Below are 21,941 nucleotides of genomic sequence, written 5' to 3'. Positions count from 1 at the left end.
CCACGCCGTGCGCATGCGCAGGCAGGAGCCCAGGGCCAGGCAGAGCCACGACTTGTGGGACGCGCAACCCTGGGCTCCTCGCCTGCGCGGGAGCACGGCGTGGCCTGTGGCAGAGGTCTCCCAACAGCCGAGGCCCAACCACAAGCGGATTCTTCCACCAACCCGTCGTCGATCTGCTCCGTCCCGCCGGACAGAACCCTTACGATCCGCGATAAGACGCCGAATGGGCCCCGTCACGATATGGGCACGACCGCCCGCCGGCTGCATCACGGGCGACCTGTCGGTCGATGCCCTCGATCGCACGCCGGGGAGCCGCGGTCGGCGCGCCAAGCGTCGAATCCTGTCTCCACCTGACCTTGGCCCTCCCCTACGTTCCCGAGCTCGAACGAAGGCTGTGTCGTCCATGGATCAAGCGGAGGATATCGGCTTCCAAGCACGGCCATGGACGTAGAGTGGCTCCCATACCGTTTTCTCGCGAGCCGCGGGTGGCGATGCGCCAAGCCCGTGCCGGATGTCGAGGCGTCCGGTCCCCGCCGCGCGCAACTTGCCCCGGTCGCTCGCCGGGCGTAGCGCGACACGGATGATGCGCTGGTCGATAATTCCGTTGCTGGCGTTTGCCGGCTCCGTCGCGGCGGTGCCGCAGGCTGCGCCCGTGGCAGAGGATGCCGCGCCGCGGCCACCGCTGATCGTTCCGATCGTCGTCGCCCGCTACCCGCACGACACCAACGCCTTCACCGAAGGGCTGCTCTGGGACCGCGACGCGCTGGTGGAGAGCGTTGGGCTGGAGGGCCGGTCCGACGTCCGTCGTGTCGATCTGACGACCGGGAAGGTGCAGCGCCGCGCGGCAATCCCCGCCGCCCAGTTCGGCGAGGGCGTGGCCGCGTGGCGCGGCGAGCTGGTCAGCCTCACCTGGCACGACGGTATCGCGCACCGCTGGGACGCGCGCACGCTCAAGTCGCGCGGTATGCTGCGGTATTCGGGCGAGGGGTGGGGGCTGGCGAGCGATACCGCCGGCTTCGTACGTTCCGATGGCAGCGCGACGCTGACCTTCCACGATCCGGCGACGATGGCGGTGCGCCGCACGTTGCGGGTGACGATCGCGGGGCGGCCGCTGACCCAGCTGAACGAGCTGGAGGTGGTGGACGGGACCATCCTCGCCAACGTCTGGCACCAGCCCTTCATCGTCCGGATCGATCCCGCGTCCGGGCGGGTGACGGGCGTCGTCGACCTGCGCGCGATCCTGGCGGAGACCGGGGTGACCGATAGCGAATCGGTGGCCAACGGCATCGCCTGGGACGCGGCCCGGCGGCGGTTGTTCGTGACGGGCAAGCGCTGGCCGACGCTGTTCGAGATCCGCCTGCCGTCCTGAGACGAAAAAAGACCCGGTACGTCGCCGTACCGGGCCAGAGTGCGTTCGCAGGAGGAACCCGTGGGGCGCCGGCGGACCGTCCCGCCGGCGCGATCTCGTCAAGAATTGTAGGCGCGCTCGCCGTGTTCGCCGAGGTCGAGGCCTTCGCGCTCGACGTCCGCGCTGACGCGCAGGCCGGTCACGGCCTTGGCGATGAAGGTGGCGATCACGGTGCCGATCGCGGCCCAGATGATGGTGGTGACGACCGCGATGAGCTGCGTCGTCAGCTGGTGGCCGATCGCATAGTCGGGCTTGCCCGGGCCGCCCAGCGACGGAGCATAGACGATCGCGGTGCCGATCGCGCCGACGATGCCGCCCACGCCGTGGACGCCGAAGGCGTCGAGCGCGTCGTCATAGCCCAGCTTCGGCTTCAGCACGGACACGGCGTAGAAGCAGATGATCGAGGCGACCGCGCCCAGGACGATCGCGCCGAACGGGCCGGAATTGCCCGCCGCCGGCGTGACCGCGACCAGCCCGGCGATGATGCCCGAGCAGAAGCCGAGCGCCGAACCCTTGTGGCCGTTGAGACGCTCGGCGAGCATCCAGAACAGGCCCCCGGCGGCGGTGGCGACGAAGGTGTTGATCATCGCCAGCGCGGCGGAGCCGTTGGCCTCCAGCGCCGAGCCCGCGTTGAAGCCGAACCAGCCGACCCACAGCAGCCCGGTGCCGACGCCCGTCAGCGTCAGCGAGTGCGGCACGATCCGCTCGGTCGGATAGCCCAGGCGCTTGCCCAGGATCAGCGACGCGACCAGCGCGGAGACGCCGGCGTTGATGTGCACCACGGTGCCGCCGGCGAAGTCGAGCGCGCCCATCTTGAAGAAGAGCCCGCCCGATGCCCACACCATGTGCGCGATCGGGAAGTAGACGATCGTCAGCCACACCGCGCCGAACACCATGACCGCGGAGAACTTCATCCGCTCGACCACCGATCCCAGCACCAGCGCGATGGTGATCGCCGCAAAGGTCATCTGGAAGCAGACGAAGACATATTCGGGAATGCCGACGCCGGCGGTGAAGGTCGCGGCGACCGAGTCCGGCGTGATGCCCGCGAGAAACGCCTTGCCGAAGCCGGAGATGATGTCGTTGCCGCCGTCGCCGAACGCCATGGTATAGCCGTACATGACCCAGATCAGCATCGCGAGGCACGCGACAGCGCCGATCTGCGTCATCGTGGACAGCATGTTCTTCGCGCGGGTGAGGCCGCCGTAGAACAGCGCCAGGCCGGGGACGATCATCATCGTCACCAGCACGGTCGACACCAGCATCCAGGCGGTATCGCCCTTGTTCACCACCAGCGCGGGCGCGGGCGCCTGTGCCCAGGCGGGTGCCGCAGACAGCGCGGTCAGCGCGATCGCCGCGCCACCGCCAGCCAGTTTGGACAGTCTCATCATCTCACCCCCCTCAGAGTGCGGTATCGTCGGTTTCGCCGGTGCGGATGCGAACCGCCTGCCCGACATCCAGCACGAAGATCTTGCCATCGCCGATCGCGCCCGTGTTCGCGGCGGCCTGTACGGCCTCGACCACGCGGTCCGCGACATCGCTGGCGCAGACGACCTCGATCTTGATCTTCGGCACCATGTTGGTGCTGTACTCGGCGCCGCGGTAGATTTCGGTCTGGCCCTTCTGCCGACCGAAGCCCTTCACCTCCGACACCGTCATCCCCGCCACGCCGACCGTGGTCAGCGCCTCGCGCACCTCGTCGAGCTTGAACGGTTTGATGATGGCAATGACCAGTTTCATCGCGCCCCCTTCCGAATGATCCGAAAAGACGCTCCGCAAGCGGCGTGCCAATCGCCATCCAAGGGGGAGGCTTGCGGCGGAGCCGGCGCGCCAATCACTAACGCAAGGTAAAAATTGTGCAGCGCGGAACGACTGCCCGATTTTCAGGCAGTGCCGGCAATCGCCCGAGCCGCGTCGAGGTCGTCCTCGTCCACCATCACCCGGACCGGGATCAGAAGCCAGCTGCCGTCGGCGATCGACGCCCCGCCATCGAAGGCGAGCGCGGGGATGCCGTCCGCTTCCAGCCGCGCGACCAGGATGTTGGCGAGGTTGCGGTCGTAGCGCCCCAGTTCGACCAGTGCCATCACGCGACCGACGCGGGGGGCGGCACGGTCGGGTTTCGCACGGGCAGGCCATCGATGCTGTGCGTGCGCACCGCATATTTGGCGAAGCGCGTCGCGTCGCCGTGCTTCTCGTGATAGGTCGAAAGCGTCTCGCGTCCGCGCTCGAACGCCATGTGCGGCACGCCCCAGCCGCACGACGTCTGCACCTGATCGACCGCGATGACGAAAATCTGGCGCGTGCCCGGCAGCAGCGTGAAGCGCGGCGCCAAGGTCGCCCATTCGTCGTCCTGCGGCAGCACCGGGCGCCCGCTGCCGTAGATGCGGAGGATCAGCGCGGGATTGTCGAAGGCGCAGAACATGATCGTGATGCGCCCGTCGGCGAGCAGGTGCGCGTTGGTTTCGTTGCCCGAGCCCGCGACGTCGAGATAGGCGACGGTGGCGTCGTCGAGCACGCGGAAGCTGTCCATCCCCTTGGGGCTGAGGTTGACGCGCGCGCCCTCCGCCGCCGTCGCGACGAAGAACACCGGCTGCCTCGCGACGAAGGCGCGGTGGCCGGTGGTGAGGGCGGGGAAGAACTCCATGATGCGCTCCGTTGAAGCGCATGGGGATGCGCATAACTATCACGCATGAAACACGGACCGATCAGGTCCGGCAAGCGAAAGTCCGTCAATCTGTCGATCGACACGGGCGTCGTCGCCGCGGCGCGTGCTGCCGGACTGAATCTTTCGCAAATCAGTGAGGACGCGATTCTCTGCGCCACCAAGGTGGAGCAGGAGCGGCGTTGGCGAGAGGAGAACGCGCCGAAGATCGAGGCATGGAACCGTTGGTATGAAGAGAACGGTCACCCGCTGGAGAAATACAAGGCGTGGTGAGGGCGCAATTCGACGTCTATCGCCTCGCCGATCGGACGCTGGTCGTAGACGTTCAATCTCCGCTCGCCTCCGTGCATGCGACGCGCCTCGTCATCCCCTTGATCGCCATGAAGGACGCGACGCCCTCCGTATCGCGTCTCGACCCTCACGTCGGCATCGACGGCAAGCCGTGGGTTCTGGCTACCCATTTCGCGACCACGGTCGATGCAAAAGCCCTGACCGTCCCGGTGGCCTCGCTCGCGCATGAGGAACGGGCGATCAAAGGGGCTTTGGACTTTCTCATCAACGGCTTCTAAGCCGGCCTAGGCCGCCGTCCCGCCCACCGTCAGCCCGCCGACCAGCAGGGTCGGCTGGCCCACGCCCGCGGGCACGCTCTGCCCGCCCTTGCCGCAGACGCCGATGCCCTCGTCCAGCGCGAAGTCGTGGCCGACGCCCTGCACCTTGGTGAGTACGCTGGGGCCGTCGCCGATCAGCGTCGCGCCCTTGATCGGCGCGCCGATCTTCCCGTCCTCGACCAGATAGGCCTCGGTGCAGGAAAAGACGAACTTGCCCGAGACGATGTCGACCTGCCCGCCGCCGAACGACTTGGCGAAGATGCCCCTCTTCACGCGGGCGAGCAGCTCGGCGGGGTCGTCCTGCCCGGCCTTCATGAAGGTGTTGGTCATCCGCGGCATGGGCGCGTGGGCATAGCTTTCGCGGCGTCCGTTGCCGGTCGGCTCCACCCCCATCAGCCGCGCGTTCAGGCGGTCCTGCATATAGCCCCTGAGGAAGCCGTCCTCGATCAGGATCGTCTCGCGCGTCGGCGTGCCCTCGTCGTCGATCGTCAGGCTGCCGCGGCGGTCGGCGATCGCGCCGTCGTCCACGACCGTGACGCCGCGCGCCGCGACCTGCTCGCCGATCCGACCCGAGAAGGCGGATGTGCCCTTGCGGTTGAAGTCGCCCTCCAGCCCGTGGCCGATCGCCTCGTGCAGCAGCACGCCGGGCCAGCCCGGCCCGAGCAGCACGGTCATCTCGCCCGCGGGCGCATCGACCGCGTCGAGGTTGACCAGCGCCTGCGCCAGCGCCTCGTCGATGCCGCGGTTCCAGGTGGCCGGGTCGAACAGCCGGTCGTAGAGATAGCGTCCGCCGATCCCGAACGACCCGGTTTCGCGACGGCCGTTGGCTTCGGCGACGATCGAGATGTTCAGGCGGACCAGCGGGCGCACGTCGGTGACGACGAAGCCGTCGGGGCGGACCACCTCGACCACGCTCCACGTGCCCGACAGACCCACCGACACCTGCGCCACGCGCGGATCGCGCGCGCGCGCGGCCGCGTCGATCGTCTGGCACAGGTTCACCTTGTCGGCGAAGGGGATGAGGTCGAGCGGATCGGCATCGGTGTAGAGCCGCGTATTGGTGCGCACCGGGGGCGCGGCCTTCGGCTGCGCGGAGGGGTCGATCAGCGCCATCGTCTCGCCGGCACGGCGGATCGCGGCCTCCGACAGCTCGTTGGCATGCGCGAAGGCGGTCATCTCGCCCGACACCGCGCGCAGCCCGAAGCCGGCATTGGTATCGTAGCTGGCGGTCTTCAGACGACCGTCGTCGAACCCGAACGCCTCCGCCTTGCGATATTGCAGGAACAGCTCGCCGTCGTCGGCCTTGGCCAGCACCGACGCGGTCAGGCGCAGCGCCGCCTCTGGGTCGAGCGCATCGCGATAGAGGAAGGAGCGGGGATCGGTCATGTGCGCCAAGATAGGCGCGTACCGCCCCGGATACTACTGCGGGCTCGAACCCTCGGAGATGTCGGGCAGCGTGGCGGGGTCGACGCCGTCCGCCGCGCCGCCGATCAGCACGAAGCGGCGGTCGCAATAGCCGCAGTCGATATAGCCGTGCTCGTCGATCTGGAGCCAGACGCGGGGATGGCCCAGCGCGGCGCCGCCGGGAATATCGGTCGCACCGTCGCAGGCGACGCGGGGTTGCGAGACGCGGATGACTTCGGGCGGCGGCAGCATGGCGCAGCGATTAGCAAGCGATGATCGATGCGACAATCCTTCGCGAGAGGATTGGCATCATACCGGCAGCGGCCTACGTCGGAGCCATGACCGACGCCGCGATCGCCATCCACGACCTGTGCAAGACCTATCAGGGGGGCAAGCGCGCGCTGGACGGCGTGTCGTTCGACGTGCCGCGCGGCAGCATCTTCGGGCTGCTCGGCCCCAACGGCGCGGGAAAGTCGACGCTCATCAACATCCTGGCCGGGCTGGTGAACAAGACCTGCGGCCATGCCTCGATCTGGGGCTTCGACATCGACGAGCATCCGCGCAATGCCAAGGCGTCGATCGGGATCGTCAACCAGGAGATCCTGTTCGACCCGTTCTTCACCCCGATCGAGACGCTGGAGATCCAGGCGGGGCTGTACGGGGTCCCCAGGGCGCAGCGGCGGTCGATGGAGCTGCTGCGCGCGGTGCATCTGGAGGACAAGGCCAAGGCGTATGCGCGCACGCTGTCGGGGGGCATGAAGCGGCGCCTGATGGTGGCCAAGGCGATGGTCCACTCGCCGCCCGTGCTGGTGCTGGACGAGCCGACCGCGGGCGTCGACATCGAGCTGCGCCAGCAACTCTGGAGCTATGTCCGCAGCCTCAACGACGCCGGGGTCACGGTGGTGCTGACGACGCACTATCTGGAGGAGGCGGAGGAGCTGTGCGACCGCATCGCGATCATCAATCACGGCCGCGTCGTCGCCAACGAGCCGACGCGCGAGCTGCTGGGCAAGGCGCAGGAGAAGATCGTCTCGGTCACCGTCGACCGTGACGTCGACAGCCCGCCGCGCGCGATCTGCTTCGACAAGGTGGTGCTGAAGGGCACGCGCGTGCTGGAGATCACCTATTCGAAGGACCGGGTGAACGCGGGCGAGGTGCTGGGCGCGGTGCAGGCCAGCGGGCTGGGCATCGTCGACGTCTCGACCAAGGAGGCCGATCTGGAGGACGTGTTCCTCAGCCTGACGCGCGGCGCGGCATGAGCGATGTCCTGATCGTCGGCTCGGGCGCGGCGGGGCTGACCGCGGCGCTGAACCTGGCGGATCGCTTCAAGGTCACGGTGCTGGCGAAGGGCGCGCTGAACGACGGGTCGACCGCCTGGGCGCAGGGCGGGATCGCCGCGGTGCTGGAGCCGGGCGACACGTTCGAGAATCACGTCAGCGACACGATGGTCGCGGGGGCGGGGCTCAACGACCGCGCGACGGTGGAGTTCGTGGTCGAGCGCGCGCCCGCCGCGATCGAGCGGCTGCAGCAGCTCGGCGTCCCCTTCGCGCAGGAGGCGGGGGCGCTCCACCTGACGCGCGAGGGCGGGCATTCGCACCGCCGCATCGTGCATGTCGCCGATGCCACCGGCTGGGCGGTGCAGGAGGCGTTGCAGAAGGCCGCGGAGGCGCACCCCAACGTCACGCTGGTGCCCGATCAGGTGGCGATCGATCTCGCCACCAGCCGGCACGAGGAGCGCTATTCGGGCGCGGGCAACGTCTGGGGCGTCTATGCGATCGACCGGCGGACGGGGCGGGTGAACCTGCATACCGCGCGCGCCACGGTGCTGGCGACCGGCGGGGCGGGACGGACGTACCTGTTCTCCACCGCGCCGCGCGGGGCGACCGGCGACGGGATCGCGATGGCGTGGCGCGCGGGCGCCCGCGTGTCGAACATGGAATTCATGCAGTTCCACCCGACCTGCCTCTACCATCTGGAGGTCAAGAACTTCCTCATCACCGAGGCGGTGCGCGGGGAGGGCGGGCGGCTCATCAACCCGGTGACCGGCAAGCGCTTCATGCCCTATTACGACGAGCGGCTCGAACTGGCGCCGCGCGACGTCGTGGCGCGCGCGATCGACGCCGAGATCAAGCGCTACGGACTCGACTACGTCCATCTCGACATCAGTCACCAGCCCGCGGACTTCGTGCGCGCACACTTCCCCAACATCCACGAGAAGCTGCTGGGGCTGGGGATCGACATGACGGCCTCGCCGATCCCGGTGGTGCCCGCGCAGCATTACACCTGCGGCGGGGTGGTGGTGGACCGCGACGGGCGCACCGACCTGCCCGGCCTGTATGCCGCGGGCGAGTGTACGCAATCGGGGCTGCACGGCGCCAACCGCCTGGCGTCGAACTCGCTGCTGGAATGCTTCGTCTTCGGCGAGGCGGCGGCGCGGCATATCGCGGCGCATTGGGATATGCTGCCCGCGGTGCCCGCGATCCGCGCGTGGGACGAAAGCCGCGTGACCGATTCCGACGAGGAAGTGGTCATCAAGCAGAACTGGACCGAGATCCGCCGTTTCATGTGGAATTACGTCGGCATCGTGCGCACCACGAAGCGGCTGGAGCGCGCCAAGCACCGCATCGACCTGCTGCGCTCCGAGATCGAGGATTATTACGGCCATTTCCGCGTCACCCCGGACCTGATCGAACTGCGCAACCTGCTCCAGACCGCGGACCTCATCGTACGCTCCGCGCTGCACCGCAAGGAAAGCCGCGGGCTGCATTATACGCTCGACTATCCCGACGCGGTCGATCCGCCGGTCGATACCGTGCTGGTGCCGTGACGCGCGCGCAAACCGCCTCCGGATCAATGCCTTCGCGATGACGGGCGAGGTCGTCACCATTCGTCGTGCGGGCGCACGCAGTCGTCGCAGCGGGCGACTCGGCGGGATTGTCAGCACCGCTCCCGCCGCGACAGGGTCGCCGCCAGCAGGGGTGGTGACCGACGACATGAACAGCAGGACTCTCGGCCATCGCACGGCCATCATCGCGGGATCGCTGCTGATCGCCGGATGCGGCGCGGGGGCGGGCTCCGCGCTGATCCCCGCCCCGCCGCCGCCGCCTCTGGTATCGGTCCAGCTGCCGCCGCCGCCGGTCGCGACCCGGCCGGCGATGCCGCCGCGGGCGCTCCAGTCGCGCATCGACATGCTGATCCGCGATTTCGGCGGCAAGGCCGGGGCGGCGATCCGCTCGGTCGACGAAGGCTGGGTGGTGTCGAGCGGCGGCGACCTGTCGCTGCCGCAGCAGAGCGTCAGCAAATTGTGGGTCGCGATGACCGTCTTCTCGCAGCGCGACGCGGGGCGGCTGACGCTCGATACGCCGGTGCTGGTGACGCGCGGCGACCTGACGCTGTTCCACCAGCCGATCGCCTCGCTGGTGAAGGGTACGGGGTATCCGACGACGATCGGCGGGCTGCTGACGCGCGCGCTGACGCAGAGCGACAACACCGCCAACGACCGGCTGCTGCAATATGTCGGCGGCCCCGCCGCGGTGCGGCGCTTCCTGGCGGCGAAGGACATCACCGGCATCCGCTTCGGCCCCGGCGAGCGGCTGCTCCAGAGCGGCACCGCCGGGCTGACCTGGACCCAGTCGATGAGCCTGGGGCGCGGGTTCGAGGCGGCGCGCGCGCGGCTCGCGCCCGAGGTGCGGCAGGCGGCGATGCAGCGCTACATCGACAATCCCCCCGACGGCGCGACGCCCAAGGGGATGACCGATGCGCTCGCCCGGCTGGCGCGCGGCGAGTTGCTGAGCGAGACCTCGACCCGCATCCTGATCGATACGATGACCGCGTCGCGCACCGGCCACGCGCGATTGCGCGCCGCGACCCCCGCGGGCTGGTCGCTGGCGCACAAGACCGGCACCGGGCAGGAACTGGGACGGCGCAACGCCGGGTTCAACGACGTCGGCATCCTGACCGCGCCCGACGGGCGGCGCTACGCGATCGCGGTGATGATCGGCGATACCACCCGCCCGATGCGCGAGCGCCAGCAACTGATCCAGAACGTCTGCGCCGCGCTGACCGGCGCGCAGCCGCGCAGCGGCGTGAGCGAGGCGGACGAGACGACGGAGTGACCTCGTCGCCCCGGCCCGGGGGCCGGGTGGCGAGGGCGGCACGCTAATCGGTTTCGCCCCCGCGCGATTCCCGGTAGGGCAGCGGCCATGCCGCACCTCTATCTCGTCGACGGATCGGGCTATATCTTCCGGGCCTATCACCGTCTGCCGCCGCTCACGAACAAGCATGGCGAGCCGGTGGGCGCCGTCTACGGCTATACCGCGATGCTGTGGAAGCTGGCGGATCAGTTGCACCGGGCGGACGGGCCGACGCACATGGCGGTCATCCTCGACAAGTCGAGCAAGACGTTCCGCAACGAGCTGTACGACCAGTACAAGGCGCATCGCCCGCCGCCGCCCGAGGATCTCGTCCCGCAATTCCCGATGATCCGCGACGCGACGCGCGCGTTCAGCCTGCCCTGCATCGAGACCGAGGGGCTGGAGGCGGACGACATCATCGCCTGCTACACCCAGGCCGCGCTGGCGCAGGGGTGGCAGGTGACGATCGTCAGCTCCGACAAGGACCTGATGCAGCTGATGACCGATCCGTCGGTCGACATGCTCGATACGATGAACAACCGTACGCTCGGGCCGGAGTATGTGGTCGAGAAGTTCGGCGTCGGCCCGGAGAAGCTCGGCGACGTGCTCGCGCTGATGGGCGACAGCGTCGACAACGTGCCGGGCGTGCCGGGTGTCGGGCCGAAGACCGCGGCCAAGCTGATCGGCGAGCATGGCGATCTGGAGGCGGTGCTCGCCGCCGCGCCCGGGATGAAGAAGGGCAAGCTGCGCGACAATCTGATCGAGCACGCGGAAAACGCGCGGCTGTCGAAGGTGCTGGTGACGCTGAAGTGCGACGCCCCGCTGCCCCAGCCGCTCGACGAACTGGCGTTGCAGGGTATCCCCGATGCGCCGCTGCGCGCGTTCCTGGAGCACCACGGCTTCCGCACGCTCCTCTCGCGGCTGGAACAGGTCGCCGATGCGCCACAGCCCGCGGCGGTGGGCGTGCCCGAGCAGGAGGACGAACCCTGCAACCACGACGGCTATGAGACGGTGGTGGACGAACCGGCGCTCGACCGCTGGATCACGGTTGCGCGGCACCAGGGGTTCGTCGCGATCGATACCGAGACCACGGGCAAGGACCCGATGACCGCCGATCTGGTCGGCGTCTCGCTGGCGTTGCACCCGAACCTGGCCTGCTACATCCCGCTCGCGCACGGCGGGACCGACATGTTCGCCGAAAGGCCGGTGCAGCTGGACAAGGCGGTGGCGCTGGCGAAGCTGAAGCCGCTGCTGGAGGACCCGGGCGTCCTGAAGATCGGGCATAATCTCAAATACGATCTGATCGTGCTGGCGCGGCAGGGTGTCGAGGTCGCGCCCTATGACGATACGATCGTGCTCAGCTTCGATCTCGACGCCGGCTTGCACGGGCACGGCATGGACGAACTGGCGGCGACGCATCTGTCGCACAGCTGCATCGCGTACAAGGACGTGGTCGGCACGGGCAAGAAGGCGCTCGGCTTTCACGAGGTCGATCTGAAGGCGGCGACCCGCTACGCCGCGGAGGATGCGGACGTGACCCTCAGGCTGTGGCGGCGCTTCCGCGCGCGGCTGCCGGTGGAGGGGGCGACCCGCGTCTACGAGATGGTCGACCGCGCCCTGCCCGCGGTGGTGGCGCGGATGGAGCGGCACGGGATCAGGGTCGACGCCGCGAAGCTGGCGCAGCTCTCCGACGATTTCTCGACGCAGATCGGCGCGCTGGAGGGGGTCATCCACGATCTCGCCGGGGGGCCGTTCACGATCGGCAGCCCCAAGCAGCTGGGCGACGTGCTGTTCGAGCGCATGGGGCTGAAGGGCGGGCGCAAGGGCAAGAGCGGGGTCTATTCGACCGACGTCAATGAAATGGAGCGGCTCGCCGCCGACAAGGATTCGCCGGGTGCGCAGATCGCCGCGCGCGTGCTCGACTGGCGCCAGCTGACCAAGCTGAAGAACACCTATACCGACGCGTTGCAGGAACAGATCAATCCCGCCACCGGCCGCGTCCACACCAGCTATTCGCTGACCGGCGCGCAGACCGGGCGGCTGTCCTCGACCGATCCGAACCTGCAGAACATCCCGATCCGCACCGAAACGGGGCGGCAGATCCGCGACGCCTTCGTCGCGGACGCGGGCAACGTCATCCTGGCGGCGGACTATTCGCAGATCGAGCTGCGGCTGGCCGCGCACATGGCCGACGTACCGCAGCTGAAGGAGGCGTTCGCGCGCGGAGACGACATCCACAGCATGACCGCGCAGGAACTGTTCGGCGAGGTCAATCGCGACACGCGCGGCCGCGCCAAGACGATCAACTTCGCGATCCTCTACGGCATCAGCCGCTGGGGACTGGCCGGCCGGCTCGACGTCACCGCGGACGAGGCGCAGGGGATGATCGACCGCTATTTCGATCGCTTCCCCGGCATCCGCGACTATATCCACAGCACCACGCAATTCGTGCGCGAGCGCGGGTTCACGCAGACCCTGTTCGGCCGCAAGACGCACTTCCCGCGCATCCGCAGCAAGGTGCAGCACGAGCGGCAGGGCGCCGAGCGCGCCGCGATCAACGCCCCGATCCAGGGCACGTCCGCGGACATCATCAAGCGTGCGATGGCGCGCATGGAACCGGCGCTGGCGGCGGCCGGCCTTTCGCACGTCCGCATGCTGCTCCAGGTCCACGACGAACTCGTCTTCGAACTGCCCGAGGCGGACGTGGCGGCGGCGACGCCGGTGATCGAGCGCGTCATGGCGACCGCGGCGGAGCCCGCGGTGGTCCTCGACGTGCCGCTGGCGGTGGAGATCGGCACCGGCAAGAGCTGGGGCGCCGCACATTGAGCGAGAAGCGCGATATCGCGCAGCTGGCGAAGGGCGGACGAACCAACATGGCGGGGTTCATCCTGCGCCTCGCCGCGCGGTTGCCGTTCCTCTTCATCGCCGGGCACATCTACGGCCCGGCGCTGGTCGGTCGCTTCGCGCTGGCGGTGGTGGTGGTGGAGCTCGCCGCGCTGCTCGCCACGCTGGGGCTGAAGCGCGGGCTGGCGCAGGCGCTGGCGACGACGACGCGACCCCACGCGCATGTCGTGTGGGACGGGATGGTGGTCGCGGGGCTGCTGTCGCTCGCCGCCAGCGTGGTGCTGTGGACCTTTCCGCAGGTGATGTACGCCAATACGCAGGTGACCGGGCTGGACCGCTACCTGCCGCTCGTCATCCTGGCCGTGGCGTGGTCCGACGTCAGCCTGGCCGCGCTGGCCTATCGCCACGATGTGAAGGCGGCGGTGACCGCGCGCGCGATCGTGGAGCCGTGGACCATCTCGGGCGCGGCCTGGGCCTTCAGCTTCTTCACGATCAAGGACGGGTTGGTGCTGTCCTATGTCGCGTCGATGGTCGCGGCGCTGATCGCGTCGATCGTGCCCTTCGTGCGCAGCTACGGCCTGCCGCAGGGCTGGTCGCCGCGGGTGCGCGAGATCCTGTCGCTGGCGCGCGACAACGCGCCGCTCGCCGGGGCGGACGCGCTGGAATGGTCGATGCGCAACGTCGACCGCTTCATCCTGGGGCTGATGTTCGCGCCCAAGGTCGTCGGCATCTATTACATGGCGCAGCAGGTCGCGACGCTGCCGGGCAAGCTGAAGACCAGCTTCGACCCGATCCTGGGCCCGGTCATCACGCGCAGCCTGGCGGAGAACGACCGCGCCGCGGTCGCCAACCAGGTGCGGCAGGTGGCGTTCTGGATCATGGCGGCGCAGGGCGGGCTGGCGCTGATGGGGGCGATCCCGGCGACGTCGGTGATGACGGTATTGGGGCCGCAGTTCGTCGCGGGCAGTGCCGCGCTCGCCTTCCTGCTGGCCGCGGAGGTGCTGGCGTCGCCCGGCGCGACCGCGGAATCGGCGCTGGTCTATATCGCGCGGCACCGCAACCTGATGGTGTCCGCGGCGGCGCTGGCGTTCCAGATCGGGCTCAGCGTGGCGCTGGTCCTGGCGATGCGCGCGCTCGGCTGGCCGCTGGAATGGCAGGCGGCGGGGCCCGCGATCGCGCTGATGACCGCGCTGGGCGTGATGTCGGTGGTGAAGGCGCGGCTGTTGGGGCGGATGCTGTCGGCGCCGGTGTCGCCGGTGCGCGGTTCGCTGCTGGTGGCGCTGGCGGTGGCGGGTGGACTGGGCTGGGCGGCGACGCATCTGCTGCCGCTGTCGAGCGGGCTGCGGCTGCTGATCGGGCTACCGCTGATCGCGGGCAGCTACGTATTGCTGCTGTGGAAGTTCGCGCTGGCGCCCGCGGATCGTGCGCTGTTCCGCCGCGTGCCGCGCGCGGAGGAAGCGACGCTGGCGAACGAGGGCAGCCTGACGCGCTGAGGTGGCATGCCAGGCCGCGAGCGCGGTGTGTCGGGATCCCCGCCCACGCGGGATGACGAACGAGGGGGTCTATTCCGCCGCGCGCGCCTCCGGCGCATCGACGTCCGACGGCAGCGCCCAGTGCATGTCGCTCTTGCCCAGGACGCGCCCGTCGTGGCTGAGCACCGCGACCTCGCGGATCGGGCGGCCGTCGCGCACGTCGACCAGGATCGGGAAGGCGGGGCAGCCGGTTTCCCACCGTTCGCCCCATTGCCGCAACGCGACCATCGTCGGCAGCAGCGCAAAGCCCTTGTCGGTCAAATTGTAGACGATCTTGCGGCGATCCTCGGGCACCGACGACCGCTCCATGATGCCGTGCTCGACGAAGCGCGCCAGCCGGTTGGCCAGGATGTTGCGCGCGATGCCCAGCTCCTGCTGGAATTCCTCGAAATGGTGCAGGCCGTTGAACGCCGCCCGCAGGATCAGGAACGCCCAGCGCTCGCCCATCGACTCCAACGCCGCCGGCAAGCTGCACTCGGCCAGATTTTCACGCACGTTTCCCACGCGACAAGTCTCCTGCCGAACGGGCATCGGCGTCAACCTCTTTGCACGCCCGGTCCGGAATTGTAGAAAATAAGTTTCGTTTGGCTACTCGCAAGTGCGAGTTTCCTCTTGCAACTCGCAACCGCAACATCTAGGTAGCGATCAGCAACTCAACAGGGAATCGTCCGATGCTTCGTGCCGTCATCTCCGCGATCGTCGCCTCCGCCGCCACGCTGGCCGCCGCCGGTGTCCAGGCGCAGCCTGCCGGTGCCTATTACGTCGCCACCCCGGCCGCAGCGCCGACGAAGGCCCGCTTCATCACCCGCTCGACCGCATGGCACGTCGACAATGGCGCGCTGGTCGCCGCCCGCGCGCCGGAGCGCGACGCCATCCTGTGCCAGCTGCTGGCGCGCGACGTCGGCGGGCTGACCGCCTTCTCGGCGGGGGGCAAGACCTTCGATGCGGCGCAGCTGGGCGCCTGCAACGCCAAGGCTGGGATCACCGCGCCGACGATGGCGAACAACTGAGCCTTTTCCGTCCCCTCTGACGGGAGAATCTGGCCCCCGCCGCAACTCCCGCGGCGGGGGCCAATTTTTTGTGTCTCGCGTGTTGCAATGCGGCGGTCGATGGAAGCATCTTATGGCCGTGCTGAGACAGTATGAACTGGTCGACCGGGTACTCGACTACGATCCGGGCGCCGACGAGGCGATGCTCAACCGCGCCTACGTCTTCTCCGTCAACGCGCACGGGACGCAGAAGCGTGCCAGCGGCGATCCCTATTTCAGCCACCCGATCGAGGTGGCGGGCATCCTGACCGAGCTTCACCTCGACGACGAGACGATCGCGACCGCGATCCTGCACGACACGGTCGAGGATACGGTCGCCACGTCGGAGGAGATCGAGCGCATCTTCGGCGCCAATGTCGCGCGGCTGGTCGACGGCGTGACGAAGCTCAGCAAGATCGAGGCGCAGACCGAGAACGAGCGCGCGGCGGAAAACCTGCGCAAGTTCCTGATGGCGATGTCGGGCGATATCCGCGTGCTGCTGGTGAAGCTGGCCGACCGGCTGCACAACATGCGCACGCTCCATCACATCCCGAAGCCGGAGAAGCGCCGCCGCATTGCGCGCGAGACGATGGATATCTACGCCCCGCTCGCCGAGCGGATCGGCATGTACGAATTCATGAAGGAGATGCAGACGCTCGCCTTCGCGCAGCTGGAGCCCGAGGCGTACGAATCGATCACGCGCCGGCTGGAGCAGCTGAAGGAAGGCTCCGGCGGGGACCGCATCGCGAAGATCGGCTCGGGGCTGAAGCTGCTGCTGTCGCGCGGGCGGATCGATGCGCAGGTGTCGGGGCGGGAGAAGCATCCCTATTCGATCTGGCGCAAGATGCAGGAGCGCCACATCAGCTTCGAGCAGCTGTCCGATATCATGGCGTTCCGCGCGATCGTGCCCACGGAGGAGGATTGCTACCGCGCGCTGGGCATCATCCACCGGCGCTGGCCGATGGTGCCGGGACGGTTCAAGGATTATATCTCGACGCCCAAGCGCAACGGCTATCGCTCGCTCCACACCAGCGTCATCCACGCCGAGAATCGCCGCATCGAGATCCAGATCCGCACGCCCGAGATGCACGCCGAGGCGGAATTCGGCCTCGCCGCGCACTGGGCCTACAAGCAGTCCGTCACCGCGGAGGTGACGGAGCGACCGGACAAGCCGGACAAGGCCCCGATCACCGGACGCGACACGCCGGGCGACACGCGGCTGCGCCCCGACGCGCAGCACGGCTGGATCGCCGATCTGGTCGAGATCCTGGATACCGCCGCGACGCCCGAGGAACTGCTCGAGCATACCAGGATCGCGATGTATCAGGATCGCATCTTCGCCTTCACCCCCAAAGGCGAGCTGATCCAGTTGCCCAAGGGCGCGACGCCGATCGACTTCGCCTATGCGGTCCATACCGATCTGGGCGATCAGGCGGTCGGCGCGAAGGTCAACGGCCGCGTCGTGCCGCTGTCGACGGTGCTGGAGAACGGCGACCAGGTGCAGGTGCTGCGCTCCAAGGCGCAGGTGCCGCAGGCGTCGTGGCTCAACCTCGCGATCACCGCGAAGGCGCTGGCGGCGATCCGCCGCCACCTGCGCAACGAAGAGCGCGGGCAAACCGTCGCGCTGGGGCGCAAGCTGTACGACGACATCGTCGCGCGGCTGCCCGCGACCCTGTCCGCGGGCGCGATGGACGAGGCGCTCAAGCGGCTGAAGCTGCCGGACGAGGCGGCGCTGATGCAGGCGATCGCGCGGCGCACGCTGACCGACGGGCAGGTGATGGAGGCGCTGATGCCGGGTTCGGCCGGTGCCGATCTGGCGCATGCCCCGCCGCAGTCGGGCGCGATCTCGATCCAGGGACTGGCACCGGGGGTCGCCTACGAACTGGCGGCGTGCTGCCACCCGGTGCCGGGCGACCGTATCGTGGGCCTGCGCCGTCCCGACGCCTCGATCGAGGTGCATGCGATCGACTGTCGCATCCTGTCCGACCTGGCCGAGCGGTCCGACGAGGAAACCGACTGGATCGACGTGCAATGGGGCGACAAGACCGAGGGCGCGGTGGCGCGCATTTCGGTCGAGGTGCGCAACGAACCCGGCGCGCTCGGGCTGCTGGCGACGGTGATCGGGCAGCACAGGGCGAACATCATCAACCTGCGGCTCGACAACCGCGACGCGCAATTCCACACGAACATGATCGACCTGGAGGTCCATGACTCGCATCAGCTGATGCGATTGCTGTCCGCGTTGCGCGCGGCGGATGCGGTGAACGCGGCCGAGCGGATCTGATCGCGGCGACCGTCGTGACCTACGACGGCGACCTGCTCGCGGTGTCGCCGGGCAGCGGCGTGCTGACGATGACGGGGACGGCGGCGCGATCGATGGATGTCGACATCGCGGGCGCGACCGCCTCCGCGTCATCGGCCGGGCCGACTGACGGCCTGTGACCGGCGACGGGAAACCGTTCGCCGCCTGCCGCATTTCAGTGTCCGACACGGGAGGACCAACGCATGTTACGCCATCTGCTCGCCGCCACGGCGCTCGTCTCGGTCGCCGTGCCGGCGGCGGCGCAGTCGATCTCCGCATCGGACAAGGCGCAGGGGGCGCAGGCCAACCCGCAGCTGCTGGCCGAGTTCGGCGGCAAGTACGACGGCCCGCAGGCGGCCTATGTCGAGCAGGTGGGCAAGCGCGTCGCGGTCCAGTCCGGGCTGTCGAACGCGCAGGGCGATTTCACCGTGGCACTGCTCAATTCGCCGGTGGAGAATGCCTTCGCGATCCCCGGGGGCTATATCTACGTCACGCGACAGCTGCTGGCGCTGATGAACAGCGAGGCGGAGCTGGCCTCGGTGATGGGGCATGAGGTCGGCCACGTCGCCGCGCGCCATTCGGCGGCGCGCAACCGTACCGCCTCGATCGGCGGCGTGCTGGCGGGGATCGTCGGCGCGGTGGCGGGCAATGGCGCGATCGGGCAGCTGGTGGGCGCCGGCGCGCAGCAGGCAGCCGGGCTCTACACGCTGAAATACGGCCGCGATCAGGAATATGCCGCCGACGCGCTGGGGGTGAAGTACATCACCGCCGCGGGGTACGATCCCTATGCCGCCGCCGACATGCTGGCGCAGCTGAACGCCGCGACGACGCTGCAGGCGCGCGCGGCCGGGCACGACGCGAACGCGCTCCCCACCTGGGCATCGACCCACCCCAACAGCCTGGAGCGGGTCCGCCGCGCCGCCCGGCTCGCGCAGGCGACCGGGCGACCGGAAACGACCCCGCCGCAGGATACCGCGTTCCTCCGCCGGCTGGACGGGCTGCGCTACGACGATGACCCGACCGAAGGCGTGATCGAGGGGCAGACCTTCCGGCATCCGGGACTGCGGCTGCGCTTCACCGCGCCGCAGGGCTATACGATCGCCAACGGTGCGGACGCGGTCACGGTGGCGGGCAGCGGCGGTCAGGCGCAGATGAAGACCGCGGCCGCTACCGACGATCTCGCCGGCTTCATCGCCGCGCGGTTCCGCCAGCTGGGCGCGAATGCCGGCGGAGAGGTGACGTCGGGTACCGCCAACGGCGTGCGCTACGCCGCCTCGACCACGCGCGCCTCGGCGGGCGGGCGCGCGGTCGATGCGACCATCGTCGCCTATCGCTTCCCCAGCGCCACCAACTGGTTCACGATCGTGACCCCGGCGGGGCAGGGAATCCGTCCGCTGGCGTCGCTGGTGGAGAGCGTCGCGGTGCTCACCCCGGCGCAGGCGAATGCGATTACCGGCAAGCGCGTCCGCATCGTGACGGTGAAGCAGGGGGATACGATCGACACCTTCGCGGGGCAGATGGCCTATCCCACGCTTCAGCGCGAACGGTTCGTGACGCTGAACGGGCTGGACCCCGATGCGCCGCTGCGCGCCGGAATGCTGGTAAAGGTCGTGACGACCGGCTGACAGGTCGTTACAGCGCGGCGGCACCATGAACCGTCCTGCGCTCTCGGTCGTCATCCCCTGTTACAACGAAGAGGCGACGCTGCCGCTGCTCCATGCGCGCGTGTCCGCCGCGGCGCGCGGCGTCGTCGGCGACGATCATGAGATCGTGCTCGTCAACGACGGGTCGCGCGACGACAGCTGGCGCGTGATGCAGACGCTGGCGGCGGCCGACCCGCGCGTCGTCGCGGTCAATCTGTCGCGCAACCACGGCCACCAGCTCGCGCTGACCGCGGGGCTGGACCTGTGCGCGGGCGAGCAGATCCTCATCATCGACGCGGACCTGCAGGACCCGCCCGAACTCGTGGCGGAGATGCGCGCGACCATGGCGCGCGAGCAGGCCGACGTCGTCTATGCCGTGCGGCGCAAGCGCGATGGCGAGACGCTGTTCAAGAAGGCGACGGCGGCGGCCTTCTACCGCGTGCTCGACCGCGTCACCGACACGCCGATCCCGCTCGACACCGGCGATTTCCGGCTGATGACCAGGCGGGCGCTCGACGCCTTGCTGTCGCTGCCCGAGCAGGCGCGCTTCATCCGCGGGATGGTGGCCTGGGTCGGCTTCCGCCAGGTGCCCTTTCCCTATGACCGCGCCGAGCGGCATGCGGGCGAGACGAACTATCCGCTGGGCAAGATGGTGCGGCTGGCGCTGGACGCGGTCACCGGCTTCTCCACCGCGCCGTTGCGCTGGGCGAGCCATTTGTCGGTGATCCTGGCGGGCTGCTCGGTGCTGCTGCTGTTCTACATCGCCTACGGCTATTTCAGCGGGGCTCGAGTGCAGGGCTGGACCTCGACCATGCTGGTCGTCGTTGTGCTGTCCGCGATCCAGATGTTCGTGCTCGGCATGATCGGCGAGTATCTGGGGCGGCTGTATATCGAGGCGAAACGGCGTCCGCTGTATCTGGTCGCGGACATCGCCGGCACCGCGCACGGCCGCGCGACGCTGGGGTTCCAGGCGGAGGCGACGCGGATCCCGGAGGAGCAGGTCGCCAGCGCCGCGCCGGCGGAGTGACTTCCGTCACCCCGGGTCAAGCCCGGGGTAACGAAGAAAAGATCAGGCCGCCTCGTCGGCGTCCAGCCCGTAGGCGGTGTGGAGGACGCGGACCGCCAGTTCCGTCTCGTCCTCGTGGATCAACACCGACACCTTGATCTCGCTGGTCGAGATGGCGAGGATGTTGATCCCGCGCGCGCCCAGCGTCGTGAACATGGTGCTGGCGACGCCGGCATGGCTGCGCATCCCGACCCCGACGACGCTGATCTTCGCGACGCGGGGGTCGTGGACCAGTTCGCCGAAGCCGATCGCCTCGCGCGCCTGGTTCAGCGCCTCGATCGAACGCGGCAGGTCGGCGGCGGGGACGGTGAAGGTCACGTCGGTCGCGCTGGCCGAGCCGCTGGAGCGGTGCGCGATATTCTGGATGATCATGTCGACGTTGATATTGGCTGCGGACAGCGGCTCGAAGATCGCGGCGACCGAACCGGGCTTGTCGGGCACGCTGGTCAGCGTGATCTTCGCCTCGTTCTTGTCGTGCGCGATGCCGGTGATGAGCTGGCGTTCCACTTCGTCGATCTCCTCTTCGCCCACGATCATCGTTCCGGGCAGGGTGTCCGCCATCGGTGCATCCGCGCCGGTGAACGACGACAGCACCTGGACGCGGACCTTTTCCTTCATCGCCAGCCCGACCGAGCGCGTCTGGAGCACCTTGGCCCCCACGCTCGCCAGTTCCAGCATTTCCTCGTACGTCACCTTCACCAGCTTGCGCGCGCGCGGCACGATGCGGGGATCGGTGGTGTAGACCCCGTCGACGTCGGTATAGATGTCGCAGCGGTCGGCCTTCACCGCCGCCGCCACCGCCACCGCGGACGTGTCCGACCCGCCGCGGCCCAGCGTGGTGATCCGGCCATCGGCGTTCATCCCCTGGAAGCCGGGGATGACCGCGACCGCGCCCGATGCCATGCTGGCGATCAGCGCGTCGGTATCGATCGTGCCGATCCGCGCCTTGGCGAAGGCGTCGTCGGTGTTGATCGGCAGCTGCCAGCCGAGCCACGACCGCGCCTCGACCCCGATCGCCTGTAGCGCAATCGCCAGAAGGCCGCTGGTGATCTGCTCGCCCGCGGCGACGACGACGTCATATTCGCGCGGATCGTACAGCGGCGACGCCTCGCGGCAGAAGCCGACGAGGCGGTCGGTCTCGCCCGCCATGGCGGACACGACGACCGCGACCTGGTTGCCGGCGTCGGCCTCGCGCTTCACCCGGGCGGCGACGGAGCGGATACGCTCGATCCCGGCCATCGAGGTGCCGCCGAATTTCATGACGATGCGCGCCACTATGCTGTCCAAACGCCTTGGGGTGGAGGGGGCGCC

Annotated in this window: 21 protein-coding genes; 13 read left to right on the top strand and 8 right to left on the bottom strand. The window is 69.0% G+C overall.

The genetic code is table 11. The annotated features are described in order from the left end of the window. The first annotated feature begins 580 nt into the window (after nucleotides 1-580). The gene (locus PGN23_RS01655) at nucleotides 581-1,369 is read left to right on the top strand and encodes a glutaminyl-peptide cyclotransferase (RefSeq protein WP_335301110.1); all 789 of its coding nucleotides are present in this window, start codon (nucleotides 581-583) and stop codon (nucleotides 1,367-1,369) included. A gap of 98 nt (nucleotides 1,370-1,467) precedes the next feature. Here PGN23_RS01655 and PGN23_RS01650 read toward each other — a convergent pair whose 3' ends face one another. From PGN23_RS01650 to PGN23_RS01635, 4 genes are all read right to left on the bottom strand, one after another. Further along, the gene (locus tag PGN23_RS01650) at nucleotides 1,468-2,799 is read right to left on the bottom strand and encodes an ammonium transporter (RefSeq protein ID WP_443019707.1); all 1,332 of its coding nucleotides are present in this window, start codon (nucleotides 2,797-2,799) and stop codon (nucleotides 1,468-1,470) included. Between the two features lie 10 nt (nucleotides 2,800-2,809). Beyond that, nucleotides 2,810-3,148: a P-II family nitrogen regulator gene (locus tag PGN23_RS01645; protein ID WP_335297818.1), complete on the bottom strand. Its 339-nt coding sequence runs from the start codon at nucleotides 3,146-3,148 to the stop codon at nucleotides 2,810-2,812. A gap of 143 nt (nucleotides 3,149-3,291) precedes the next feature. Then, nucleotides 3,292-3,492: a putative signal transducing protein gene (locus PGN23_RS01640; RefSeq protein ID WP_335301109.1), complete on the bottom strand. Its 201-nt coding sequence runs from the start codon at nucleotides 3,490-3,492 to the stop codon at nucleotides 3,292-3,294. After that, nucleotides 3,492-4,055: a pyridoxamine 5'-phosphate oxidase family protein gene (locus PGN23_RS01635; protein ID WP_443019736.1), complete on the bottom strand. Its 564-nt coding sequence runs from the start codon at nucleotides 4,053-4,055 to the stop codon at nucleotides 3,492-3,494. The genes PGN23_RS01640 and PGN23_RS01635 overlap by 1 nt, the downstream gene beginning before the upstream one ends. Before the next feature lie 42 nt (nucleotides 4,056-4,097). Between PGN23_RS01635 and PGN23_RS01630 the strand changes: the two genes are divergently transcribed. Both PGN23_RS01630 and PGN23_RS01625 read left to right on the top strand, forming a co-directional pair. Further along, nucleotides 4,098-4,343, top strand: a complete 246-nt coding sequence (locus PGN23_RS01630; protein WP_335301107.1) for a type II toxin-antitoxin system CcdA family antitoxin — start codon at nucleotides 4,098-4,100, stop codon at nucleotides 4,341-4,343. Then, nucleotides 4,340-4,639, top strand: coding sequence for a CcdB family protein (locus tag PGN23_RS01625; RefSeq protein WP_335301106.1), 300 nt, complete (start codon nucleotides 4,340-4,342; stop codon nucleotides 4,637-4,639). The genes PGN23_RS01630 and PGN23_RS01625 overlap by 4 nt, the downstream gene beginning before the upstream one ends. Nucleotides 4,640-4,645: 6 nt before the next feature. Here PGN23_RS01625 and tldD read toward each other — a convergent pair whose 3' ends face one another. Further along, nucleotides 4,646-6,064: a metalloprotease TldD gene (tldD, locus tag PGN23_RS01620; RefSeq protein ID WP_335301105.1), complete on the bottom strand. Its 1,419-nt coding sequence runs from the start codon at nucleotides 6,062-6,064 to the stop codon at nucleotides 4,646-4,648. A 33-nt stretch (nucleotides 6,065-6,097) separates the two neighbouring features. Beyond that, entirely contained in the window at nucleotides 6,098-6,334 is a 237-nt protein-coding gene (locus PGN23_RS01615) for a zinc-finger domain-containing protein (protein WP_335301104.1), read from the bottom strand. Between the two features lie 86 nt (nucleotides 6,335-6,420). On the opposite strand from PGN23_RS01615, the gene PGN23_RS01610 reads away from it, so the two are divergent. The 5 genes from PGN23_RS01610 (at nucleotide 6,421) to PGN23_RS01590 (ending at nucleotide 14,552) form a co-directional block, all read left to right on the top strand. Continuing rightward, a complete protein-coding gene (locus PGN23_RS01610; protein WP_335301103.1) occupies nucleotides 6,421-7,341 on the top strand; it encodes an ABC transporter ATP-binding protein in 921 nt (306 codons plus the stop codon). After that, nucleotides 7,338-8,909, top strand: a complete 1,572-nt coding sequence (gene nadB, locus PGN23_RS01605) for an L-aspartate oxidase (protein WP_335301102.1) — start codon at nucleotides 7,338-7,340, stop codon at nucleotides 8,907-8,909. The genes PGN23_RS01610 and nadB overlap by 4 nt, the downstream gene beginning before the upstream one ends. A 154-nt stretch (nucleotides 8,910-9,063) precedes the next feature. After that, on the top strand, nucleotides 9,064-10,197 hold the full coding sequence (locus PGN23_RS01600; protein ID WP_335301101.1) for a serine hydrolase: 1,134 nt from the start codon (nucleotides 9,064-9,066) through the stop codon (nucleotides 10,195-10,197). Between the two features lie 87 nt (nucleotides 10,198-10,284). Next, nucleotides 10,285-13,041, top strand: a complete 2,757-nt coding sequence (polA, locus tag PGN23_RS01595) for a DNA polymerase I (RefSeq protein WP_335301100.1) — start codon at nucleotides 10,285-10,287, stop codon at nucleotides 13,039-13,041. Beyond that, nucleotides 13,038-14,552: a lipopolysaccharide biosynthesis protein gene (locus tag PGN23_RS01590; protein WP_335301099.1), complete on the top strand. Its 1,515-nt coding sequence runs from the start codon at nucleotides 13,038-13,040 to the stop codon at nucleotides 14,550-14,552. Before polA ends, PGN23_RS01590 begins: the two co-directional genes overlap by 4 nt. Nucleotides 14,553-14,621: 69 nt before the next feature. Here PGN23_RS01590 and PGN23_RS01585 read toward each other — a convergent pair whose 3' ends face one another. Next, a complete protein-coding gene (locus tag PGN23_RS01585) occupies nucleotides 14,622-15,122 on the bottom strand; it encodes a winged helix-turn-helix transcriptional regulator (RefSeq protein WP_443019706.1) in 501 nt (166 codons plus the stop codon). Between the two features lie 140 nt (nucleotides 15,123-15,262). On the opposite strand from PGN23_RS01585, the gene PGN23_RS01580 reads away from it, so the two are divergent. The 5 genes from PGN23_RS01580 to PGN23_RS01560 all read left to right on the top strand — a co-directional run bounded on the left by PGN23_RS01580 (nucleotide 15,263) and on the right by PGN23_RS01560 (nucleotide 20,591). Beyond that, nucleotides 15,263-15,601 carry a CC_3452 family protein gene (locus PGN23_RS01580; RefSeq protein ID WP_335301098.1) on the top strand — a complete coding sequence of 113 codons (339 nt, stop codon included), beginning with the start codon at nucleotides 15,263-15,265 and terminating at the stop codon, nucleotides 15,599-15,601. A gap of 118 nt (nucleotides 15,602-15,719) precedes the next feature. Beyond that, nucleotides 15,720-17,903: a RelA/SpoT family protein gene (locus PGN23_RS01575; RefSeq protein ID WP_335302049.1), complete on the top strand. Its 2,184-nt coding sequence runs from the start codon at nucleotides 15,720-15,722 to the stop codon at nucleotides 17,901-17,903. Between the two features lie 14 nt (nucleotides 17,904-17,917). Next, nucleotides 17,918-18,061: a hypothetical protein gene (locus tag PGN23_RS01570; protein ID WP_335301097.1), complete on the top strand. Its 144-nt coding sequence runs from the start codon at nucleotides 17,918-17,920 to the stop codon at nucleotides 18,059-18,061. Between the two features lie 63 nt (nucleotides 18,062-18,124). Then, nucleotides 18,125-19,546: a M48 family metalloprotease gene (locus PGN23_RS01565; protein WP_335301096.1), complete on the top strand. Its 1,422-nt coding sequence runs from the start codon at nucleotides 18,125-18,127 to the stop codon at nucleotides 19,544-19,546. A 25-nt stretch (nucleotides 19,547-19,571) separates the two neighbouring features. After that, entirely contained in the window at nucleotides 19,572-20,591 is a 1,020-nt protein-coding gene (locus PGN23_RS01560) for a glycosyltransferase family 2 protein (protein ID WP_335301095.1), read from the top strand. A gap of 42 nt (nucleotides 20,592-20,633) precedes the next feature. Here PGN23_RS01560 and PGN23_RS01555 read toward each other — a convergent pair whose 3' ends face one another. Next, nucleotides 20,634-21,905: an aspartate kinase gene (locus tag PGN23_RS01555; RefSeq protein WP_335301094.1), complete on the bottom strand. Its 1,272-nt coding sequence runs from the start codon at nucleotides 21,903-21,905 to the stop codon at nucleotides 20,634-20,636. Nucleotides 21,906-21,941 lie beyond the last annotated feature (36 nt).

The organism is Sphingomonas adhaesiva (assembly GCF_036946125.1).
In the GTDB taxonomy this organism is placed as follows: domain Bacteria; phylum Pseudomonadota; class Alphaproteobacteria; order Sphingomonadales; family Sphingomonadaceae; genus Sphingomonas; species Sphingomonas adhaesiva_A.
This window is presented reverse-complemented; position numbering and strand designations above follow the sequence as displayed.